Origin of the sequence: Rasiella sp. SM2506 (assembly GCF_050859505.1) — a bacterium.
Classification (GTDB): domain Bacteria; phylum Bacteroidota; class Bacteroidia; order Flavobacteriales; family Flavobacteriaceae; genus Marinirhabdus.
Window position 1 is genome coordinate 25,652 of the sequence record NZ_CP193934.1, and the last position, 6,849, is coordinate 32,500.

4 protein-coding genes are annotated in these 6,849 nt (G+C 35.7%); all 4 read right to left on the minus strand.

All coding sequences use genetic code 11. The features are described 5' to 3' along the window. Positions 1-18: 18 nt before the first annotated feature. Entirely contained in the window at positions 19-3,741 is a 3,723-nt protein-coding gene (locus tag ACQ2HF_RS00115; RefSeq protein WP_432411488.1) for a fibronectin type III domain-containing protein, read from the minus strand. Positions 3,742-4,022: 281 nt separating this feature from the next. Continuing rightward, complete coding sequence (locus tag ACQ2HF_RS00120; protein ID WP_432411489.1) at positions 4,023-5,174, minus strand: tetratricopeptide repeat protein; 1,152 nt, start codon at positions 5,172-5,174, stop codon at positions 4,023-4,025. Between the two features lie 13 nt (positions 5,175-5,187). After that, positions 5,188-5,781, minus strand: a complete 594-nt coding sequence (locus ACQ2HF_RS00125; protein ID WP_432411490.1) for a helix-turn-helix domain-containing protein — start codon at positions 5,779-5,781, stop codon at positions 5,188-5,190. A 32-nt stretch (positions 5,782-5,813) separates the two neighbouring features. Then, a complete protein-coding gene (locus ACQ2HF_RS00130; protein WP_432411491.1) occupies positions 5,814-6,671 on the minus strand; it encodes a tetratricopeptide repeat protein in 858 nt (285 codons plus the stop codon). Positions 6,672-6,849: the final 178 nt, after the last annotated feature.

A 6,849-nucleotide genomic window follows, 5' to 3' on the forward strand; every position in this document is an offset into this window, starting at 1 on the left:
ATTAATTTGTGAACTGCATTATTCAACAAACACTTTAAACACTTGGTTTCCAGTGCTAGCTTGCGCTTCAATTAAATACATTCCAGTACTTAATCTTGATAAATTGATTTGCCCTTCCGTTGCATTTATGCTTTCAGTTTGAACAACTTGTCCTGTTAAGCTATATACCGTTAATTTTTCAATAATTTGTGTTGTTGAAAAATTTAAAATATCCTTTACCGGATTAGGGTAAAAATTTAATGATAGTTCTTTGTTATCTGAAACTCCAAGTATCTCATCTGTATTAAATACGAAAGGACCTTCCCAGGCACTACCGTTTGAGCTACAAATAGATTTAACGTAAACTTCATACGCTGTATTTGGAGTTAAGTTATCTAAAAGTACTTCAGTTACATTTGAAGAAACGCCTGTAGCAGCTCCTGGATATCCTGAACCTTCTAATTGTACAATATACTCATATCCTCCTGCAGGAACTGTAGCAGGTGCTGTCCAGCTTAATAAAGCAGTAGTTTCTGTAATATCTGTTACAGAAATATCTGATGGAAACTCACAGGCTGGAGTATTGTCGAACGCAGCAAGCTTATAGTTTCCAAAACGGCCTACATATCCCCAAACACGTACTAGTATTTCAGACCCAGGTTGCAGATTGGTTAATTCCATATAACTAAAGAAGCCTTCACCACCATCACCGTTACAGAAAATAGTTTCTAATGCACCACATGTACCTGCGTAGGCTTGCATTCCAGTATCATCCATATATGGGTCACCACTGGTTCTAGTTTCTAAAGTTACATTTCCAGAATTTGGAACTATAACCGTATACCAAACATCTTTTCCCTTTTCTTCAAATTCAAGCCCTTCACAAATCACTAATGGATCTGCAGCGTTGCGGGTAGCAGAAGTATTAGTACCAATTATAAAACTTGAATTAAAGTCTACTCCTACAGTTAAAGGAATACCAGCAACACATTCGTCGTTAGAAGGTGCTGGAGGTGATGGGTATACACATAACTCAAAATACGTTGGAATGGATGAAGCAGAAGAGCTTACATTGACATAATAGGTTTCCCCAGCAACTAAATCGACTGTTTGTAAATAGCTAGTACATCCCTCGGTAAGCTGTGTGAAATTCCCTGGAACACCAGCGTAAACTCCCATTGAGGTTGGAGCACTTCCATTAATTAGGGTTCTTTTAAAAGTGTAATTAGCAGTGGTAGCTGGCACAAATGTGTACCATACATCGTCTGAAGTTGGCCCACATTGAGAATCTACTGAATGTGTAGCAGAGGCGGTAGCACCAACTACTGCATTTTCACAGATACCGTTCGTAGATTCTGTTAAAGCTAGTGCTCCAGCAGGCTCATCGTTTACCGGTGCGTCTGGAAACTGATATACACAAAGTGAAAACTCTCCCATTGGAACCTCACTCGCAATGGCTACAAAATAAGTTTGCCCCGCATTTAATTCTCTCGATAGAGAACGAGTAGAACACCCTCCAGAAAGTAATTCAGGATTTACAGAAGAACCACCAAAAAGAAACATATTGATAGGATCCCCTGTTACTTGTTCTACACCAAAAGCATATTCTGCAGTTTCAGTAGGAGTAAAACGGTACCAAAGGTCTGCATAGTTTGCATACGTTGGCGTAGTACACGTATATTCTGGAGACTGAGTAGCTCCTACAAAATTTCCTGTGATTGCATTGTTACAGTCGTAATCGTCTGATAATAACAAAACATTTGCTGTGGTAGGCTCATCGTTAAACCCTTGCACAGGATTAAATTCATAATTGAAATCATCCATAAATACATATTGTCCAGAACCAGTCCCAGAATGTTGTGGTTTAAAGGCAATATAACGGTGACCTAAACTAGTGTCATATCCGCTTAGATCTATGGTAAATTCGGTCCAGTTACCGGCTACAACAGTGGTTTGGTTCAATGAAGTATCATCTAACAAAGTAAACGAAGCCAAGTCTGCTGGGTCTGTCATCGTACCTACTAGCATCGTAAAGTCTGCCTCATTAGAAGCTCTTTTGTTCATTCTAAAACGAATTTGTTTGTCATTCGCCAAATCTGAAAATTCTGGAGTAATTAAATACAATCCTTCAGGATCGGCATTCGTAGCGAAGTACATTCTTAGCATTAAATTATCTTCAAAAGCACTGATTCCAAAACTATTGTTGTAGGTTCTAAAATCTCCATTGGTGGTATCTACTACATTCCAACAAGGCTTTATTTCTTCTCCATCTACATTCAGGCCTTCAAATCCGCTATTGTATTCAGCTACAAAAACATCACAAGCCGTTGTAAATTCCTCTGAAGCAATCCAGGCACCAAAGTCGTTTGCATCACATTTTGCTCTTACATATCCAATGTAAGCAGTGTTTTGTCCTAAAGAAACTGTCTCCATCATATTGGTTGTTTCCGTTCCATTTGTTGTAGCATCTGGAGCAGGTAACGTAGCTTCTTGCACTAAATATTCCCAGGTAGTTTCAGCAGAGCCACTAGCAGTCCAGCTAAGATCTGCTGCATTAAACTGAACGTTTGTAGCAGTTACTCCAGTTACTTCTAAACATGAAGGAATATCTTCTATACAAACTGTATTAATAAGTAAAGACCTATTAATCTCTCCCCCGTGTTGAAACGCAAAATTTGCGTGCCCGTTATTTGGTAGATCTACAAAATAAACTTGATCTCTATCTGAAGTTAAGATAACAGATGTAATTTGCACAAAAGCTCCTGAACCATCTATAGTTCCAACGTTTAAAGCTGGTGTAGCAGTACTACTACTGGTACCTGCTGTAAAACGTAAACGGTGTGTTCCATCGGTAGCATAAGACACGTCTGGTGAAATTGCCACAATATCTCCAGGAGCAGTATTGCTTGAGAAAAACAATTCGAACATATTCTTGTTGTATCCAGAAAACTCATAATCTACATACGCATAACCTCCAGTTAATGGGTCATCATACACGTTCCAGCAAAAGGGTACTGAATTATCTGGTATACCTGCCCAATCTTCGCAGAAGTTAGTCGTAATGGCACCGCAATCTGTTCTAACTGTATTTCCAGCTGCAATCCAAGCGCCAAAATCACCACCACCACAATCTGCACGTACAAAGGCTTCATATTCGGTATCCAATTCAAGACCTGTAACTGTAAATGAAACCGATGCATTTGTTGAAGTATAAGCAGTACCATTGGCCGCTGGTTCTCCTGTGCCTACTTCTTGCACAACATATTCCCATGCATCCTCATTAGAGCCACTTTCGTCCCAAGCAATATCTACAGTAGTTTGAGTGGGATTAGACAATAGTACATTGGAAACTTCCAAACAAGTAGGAATTACTTCCACACATATGCTATCCAGGTTCACCTGGTCAAAGGTAGTTGCTAAATTATGTTTGAACGCCAAATACTGGTTAGGACCTGCTGGTATAGTGATATCATATTGTGTCCAGGTAGTTGTTACGGCAATAGTAGTGATTTCAGAAAACGTTCCTGTACTATTAGGAGTGTCTATAGTACCAACTACTAAACTAGAATCACCAAATCCATTAGTGAAAAATGTAACGCGATGATTACCATCTGAGGTTGTAGCATTCAAAGGAGACACAAATATTAAGTCTCCAGTTGTTGCATTGCCGCTATACATTCTAAAGTATCTAGAGGGCGATGGTGCATTTGGATCGGGAGTTACACGACCATAGTCACTTGTCCCGTCGGTATTTTTAATCATTGTCTAGTCTCCTGGAACATCTCCGTTATTGTACGTGTCAAAATTTTCTGATATTTCACATTGCGCAGAAACCGCATGCCCTACCAGAAAAAATGCAACGAGAATAAGTAGTAATTTTTTCATTGTAAACTAATTTTAGGTTATTATTATGAATGGTAAACTTACAACAGGAACTACTATAATAAAAGGTGTATAATTTTAAATTTCGTGAATTTTCACGAAATTTAAAAATCAAAAACTAAACTTAAAATCCTAAAAATAAGTTTGTTATGGCTAAAAAACTATTTTTTAGAGGAATTGTCAATTTCTTGTCTTTGTTCGGCAATTTTCTTTCGTTTTTGAAGGATATTTCTAATGATTAGGACGATAAGTAGCATAAAAATAACACCCAAAAAAAGAAATAAATAGGTGTATTTATTTTTTTGCTGCGTTCTTTCAGCTGAATTTTCTGAAGAGAGATCTGTCACTATTTTCTTAAGTGACTTCTTTTCTTCGTCTAATAACTTTTCGTTTTCAGCTATATAGAGTGAACTATATTTGTTGAAATTTTCAGTATCTCCAACGGCTTCATAATTTTCTGAAAGTGCTTTTAAAACCTGACTATTTGTTCCTGGGTCATTTATTTTTTTAATAGATAGAAACGCTGCTTCCAAAATTATAATTGCCTCTTTATACTTTCCTTTTTTTGCAAGTATGTTGGCCAACCCAAGATTTCCATAAGCAATACTTTTTGTAGAATTTACTTTGCTGGCATATTCAATAGCTTCATTATAATTTTTTTCAGCTTCATCATAATTCTCCATTTCAAAATTACAGTCGCCAATATTGCTATCTGCTATGGCGATGCTTGCATTAATGGTTTTGCTACTAATATTGTTTTTAAAGACCGCTCTGGCCTGCTCTAAAAATGGCAGCGCATACTCACAGCCAAGATGGTCCTTTTGTATAAGGCCCTTTACGAAAAGAATATTGCCCTGAAGAAATTTTAAAGAATCTGGCAGTGGGTTTTTAACCGAAATTTCATAAGCCTGGTCCAGATAGTTCAAAGCCTTATCATTCAAATTCAACCGCTGGTATTCTCCGCCTATAAAGCCCAAAACCCGTATCCTATCTGAATAGGTATTACTTTTTTCGGCTATAGAATCTGCCTTAAAAGCATATTTTAAAACATTGTCATGTTTTTTTAAGATTGCGTACCCATTAGCTATAATAATTAAAGCACCTATTTGAGTAGAAGGATCATCCTTGGCTAAACTGTATAATTCTAATCCTTTTTTTATGGCAAGTTCAGGGTCACTATAGGTTACAACACTAGCCTCCTGACGTAAACTGTCAAGGTGCGCCCTATTTTGTGCAATGCTCATGGGTGCCTGCATAAAAAAGAACACCATTGTGACACAAGAAATTTTCCAATAAAATAATACGAGGTTCATCTGTAGAAAGATACTAATTCTGTGCGTTTTCTTTCTTGCTTTTCTTTAAAAAAGTAATGAACTGCTTTGGCGTAAAATCTGTAATATTCTTAAATACCACAGTAAAAGCACTATGTGAAGAAAACCCAGAGGTTTCAGCCAGATAACTTACTTTATAATTTAAATAAGTTTTGTCTGTCTTCATTAATTTTATGATATAATTAATTCGCAACTCATTTATATAACTGTTGAAATTTTTCTGTTTATGGGTATGAATAATTTCTGAAATATATTTTGAATTTGATTTTAGTTGCTTTGCCAATACGGTTAGATTCATTTTACTATCTGTGAATTTGGTAGAACTTTCAAATTCGTTTAAACGCTCTAAGATAGTCTGTATAGTCTCTTCTGGAATACTAAGTGCTTTTGTAGGTTTAATTGACACCTCTTCAACTTTATATGGAATTTCCAGCTTTTTATCCTTCTCAACTTGTACTATAAGTTGTTTAAAACGTTTGTATTCCCTATTCAATTTTTTGTTATAAAAATAATAAGTTGTTATAGTTATTAGAAATACCAACGCGAGTATCGCACCCCAGATATAAAATTGATTTTTATCGGTTTGCAATATGTTTTTTTGTTCTTTTTGAAGATGAGAAATTAATGTACTCCTAACAGTACGTTCGTTGTTTTGAAGTTGTGAATGGAGTAAAATATTTCATTATAATATTTTTGCAATAAAGCAGTACTATCTTGTCTTTTATAAATTTCTGAAATATTTTTATGAGCTAAAAATTTTATAGATTTTTCAATAAAAGGAATGGCAAGCGTTTGTTTATAGTATTGCTTAGAAACCTCTAGTTCATCTTTCTCAAAATAAACATTTCCCAATCCATGATACGAAATAGCTGAAAGAGAAGAGCTTTCGGCACCTGAAGTTTTTAATAAAGAAAGTGCTTTTTCGAAATAAACCTTAGCAAGATCTACCTTCATATTGTATAAATAAAGGTCTGCAATTTTGTTTGAAACTCTTGCCATAAGTATAGGTGGCATGGTTGTATAGTTAGTTTCAATCTGTAGCAATTTCTGTAAAGCATCTTCTATACCGTCTTTATTAGCTGCACTATTAGATTGGTTGAGTGCAAGTATAACTTCGGCAATTATTCTTTTTTCTCCTGGAATAATTTCAGCAAAACGTATTTTAGCTTTCCTTTCAAATTTCTCACCTATAGATTCCATTCCTGCAACCGAATATCGTTCTGAGATTTCCGAATACACCAAGGTGGTAACTAAGGGGGAGGTTTCTTTGGTAAGATTGTCTTTTGCATTAAAAAGTTCTTCAATACTTTGGGCGGCATTACCTTTTAATGCTGCACTCATTGAAAATAAGTAATGACCTTCTACTTTACCAGTACTAGACGTAGCATTTTCCAGAAAATACTTAGCTACTTTTTCAGTTTGATCTGGGTTTTGATATACACTGCTTAGATTATTTATAAAAAAAGCATCTGTATCCAATATCTCTTGACACTTTACTGAGAGTGAAAAAAATACAATGCAAATAAATAAAGATAGACTCAATTTCATAATGCACCTAAAAAGGGGATTACGGCAAAGATAAATTTTTAGATTGAAGGTAGCAGAAAAGCAGCTAACATAACTTGAAAAAAGATACTGTTTGTAGGTATAAACTACT

Bases quoted from the DNA above. Each gene is read 5' to 3' on its own strand.
- ACQ2HF_RS00115 (WP_432411488.1), bottom strand. From the start codon at position 3,741: ATGATTAAAAATACCGACGGGACAAGTGACTATGGTCGTGTAACTCCC.
- ACQ2HF_RS00120 (WP_432411489.1), bottom strand. From the start codon at position 5,174: ATGAACCTCGTATTATTTTATTGGAAAATTTCTTGTGTCACAATGGTG.